This window comes from Psychrobacter sp. 1Y4 (assembly GCF_051847555.1).
In genome coordinates, this window is sequence record NZ_JBPYDE010001025.1 from 1 (window position 1) to 547 (window position 547).

1 protein-coding gene is annotated in these 547 nt (G+C 48.6%); it reads left to right on the forward strand.

Annotated elements, in window-relative coordinates:
• Positions 1-547 (forward strand): malic enzyme-like NAD(P)-binding protein (locus tag ACS8FC_RS20210; protein WP_439298098.1); only part of this gene is annotated, 547 nt, incomplete at both ends.

A 547-nucleotide genomic window follows, 5' to 3' on the forward strand; every position in this document is an offset into this window, starting at 1 on the left:
GATATGTTCCTAGGCCTATCAATGCCAGGTACACTATCAGAAGATATGGTTCGCCGTATGGCAAAAGACCCTATCGTCTTTGCACTTGCCAACCCAACACCTGAAATCATGCCAGAACTGGCACATGCGGTACGTCCAGACGTCATCATGGCAACCGGTCGCTCAGACTATCCAAACCAAGTAAACAATGCGCTATGTTTCCCATACATCTTCCGCGGTGCATTGGATGTTGGTGCGACAACCGTCAACGAAGAGATGAAAGTCGCTTGCGTAAAAGCAATCGCTGCAATGGCACACGTCGAAGCCACGCCAACTACCAGCGCTAGAAATATCGAAAAGATGCAGAGTTTTGGTCGTGATTACCTGATTCCTGGCCCTCTAGAGCCAAATCTAATCATTGAAATCGCGTCGGCTGTTGCTAAAGCCGCGATGGATTCAGGCGTTGCCACACTACCAATCGATGACATGCAAGCCTATCGTCAGCGTCTGTCTGAATTTGTTTATAACTCAGCGTTTGTGATGAAGCCCATCTTTGCTCGTGCCAAAG